General features: G+C 33.8%; 3 protein-coding genes. All 3 read right to left on the bottom strand.

The window, feature by feature from the left end; genetic code table 11:
• The coding region (locus B3J44_RS21635) for a DUF763 domain-containing protein (protein ID WP_286971364.1) at positions 1-344 on the bottom strand (344 nt) is incomplete at its 3' end.
• A gap of 137 nt (positions 345-481) precedes the next feature.
• On the bottom strand, positions 482-1,576 hold the full coding sequence (locus tag B3J44_RS21630) for an AI-2E family transporter (RefSeq protein ID WP_286971363.1): 1,095 nt from the start codon (positions 1,574-1,576) through the stop codon (positions 482-484).
• A 142-nt stretch (positions 1,577-1,718) separates the two neighbouring features.
• On the bottom strand, positions 1,719-2,428 hold a 710-nt coding region (locus B3J44_RS21625; RefSeq protein ID WP_286971362.1), incomplete at its 5' end, for an ion channel.

Below are 2,428 nucleotides of genomic sequence, written 5' to 3'. Positions count from 1 at the left end.
GTTTTTTCGCCAACAAATAAAAGTTCCTGCGGCGTTGCCATAGAATGTTTTCCTTTACCTCCGCAGATATAAATTCCGAGTTCTTTAGAATGCGGATTAACTGATTTTTTTAAAGCGCCAAGTACCGAAGTTGTAATTCCAGACGAATGCCAATCCATTCCCATAACAGCGCCAAAACTCTGAAACCAAAACGGATTGCTCAATTTACTGATAACTTCGGCAGTAGAAAATTCCATCGCAATGGTTTCGACAATTGCAAAACCAAGTTTAGACATGCGCTCAGCAAGCCACATTGGAACATGTCCATAATGTAAGGGAAGGTCTGCCGTGCCTGAACGTTTCATTTGTGAGGAATTTATAATCCTGCAAAAATACTTCTTTTAATTGTGAAATGTGAAATGTAAAATGTGAAATGTGGGATGTGAGATGTGAAGTGTAAAATGATACTCGCATCTTTCATTTCACATCTAACATCTAACAATTAAACAATCTCAATATCTTCTACTGGTTCTTCAACGGTCTCTATATTGTCGTCTAACCAAGCAACAAAAAGTTTGTAACCTATTGAAAATACAATTGGTCCTACAAACAACCCAATAAAACCCGACATGATAAAGCCACCAATTACACCAAGAAAAATAACAAGCATTGGCACAAGCGCGCCTTTTCCTAATAAGAGCGGTTTTAGGACATTATCTGATAATCCGCTGATGATGAAAAATACTGTCCAAAAAATGGCGTAACCAGAATCTCCTGTTGAGAAAAGATAAATGATAACTCCAATATTAATAATAATTGGTCCAATCTGTAAAATAGAAAATATAAGACAAATCAAAGTCAAAATTCCTGCATACGGAATATCAGCACAAAACAATCCAATCGCCTGAATAATAGTTTGGATAACCGCAACCCCCAAAATTCCTTTCACGACTTGATAAATTGTAGAAACCGAAATTGTCATAATCTCTTCAGCCTCATTTCCAGCAATTTTTTTAAGGAATTTCATAAAAAAAGCTTTTCCTCCTGGCGATACTAATAAAATACCCGCAATAATAATAGATAGAATAAACTGAAGAAAAGCAGCACCAGAACTCAAAATACTAGCCATAATTTTAGAAGTTAATTCTTTTATCTGGTCTTGGTATTTAATAACTCCCTGCTCCAAATCTGTCGACATCGAAAGTAAAAATTCGTAAAGCGGTTTTCCTATTATTGGCCATTCTTTTATAGAAGCTCCGGGTGGCGTAATTTTTAGCGTTCCTGCATCAAAACTATCTTTCAATTCTAAGAAATTTCCCGTTGCCGCTTTTAGGAAATAAATTAAAGGCAGTATCATTATAGCGATAATCAAAATAGTAATGACAACTGACGCCAATGCTTTACGTCCTTTTAGAATTTTCTGCAACGAATTAAACAAAGGATAAAATACCACCGACAGAATTACAGCCCAAAGAATTGGCATAAAAAAAGGCAACAGCAATTTAAGACAAAATCCTACAAGGAGAAAAATGAAAAATAACTGCAAAATAGTATCAAAAAGTTCTTTTCTCTTATTCGAATTAGTTGTTGTTTTCATGGTTATATTTTTTAATGGTGAATGGTAATTATGAGTTATAAATTGTGAATTGTTAATGGTAAATGATTTCTCTCCATAAATCTCTTTTCTAACTTCTTTCTTATTAATACTCTAATCTTGGTTCTTGCCTCTTGATTCTTCTTTACTTCCCAGTCTTATTAATAGAGAAATTAGCATCAGAAACCAGTCTTCCAATTAAGATAACAGGATATAAAACGCCTATAAGAACTTCAATTTGAACTAAAGAGCGTGCCAACGGATGAAGAGGCACTATTTCTCCAAAACCTGTTGAAGTCATACTGATGTAGCTGAAATACATAAAATTAGCTTGGTCGCTATTGCTTGCAAATTTTGACTCTGCAATCTGAAAAGAACCTTCGATATGGTTATAAAGAAATAAATAAAGCACCGACCAAAAGTGAACTAAAAGCATATAGACTACAATAGATCCTATGATGCGATAAGTGGTTACAGGACCTGGCTCTAAAACTTTTACTAAAACCAAAGAGATTAAAAGAAGCATAATAGCAACCGAAAAAATAAGATCGGCAAATAAAATAAAGACATTATGGTTTAAATAATTAATCCATTGTATAATAAGAAACAGAATAGGGATTATTGAAATACTTATAGCTTGCTTTCTATGTTTTGATAATGCCACAATTCCCGCAAAAAGAAACAGCATCCAAAATATATTGACAGCCACCATAAAATGAGATTTACTGCCAAAAAACGGAATAGCAATAAAATGCATAATACACAAAAGTATCAGCATGCCGCTAAGTCCCTTTTCTTGGGTCCAAAAGCGGTATAAAAAACGATCTTTATTTGCTATCATAATATAAATCAATG

This window comes from Flavobacterium sp. UBA4854, assembly GCF_002399805.1.
Lineage (GTDB): Bacteria > Bacteroidota > Bacteroidia > Flavobacteriales > Flavobacteriaceae > Flavobacterium > Flavobacterium ginsengisoli.
The sequence above is the reverse complement of the archived record's forward strand: the minus strand, read 5'-3'. Positions and strand labels throughout refer to the sequence as shown.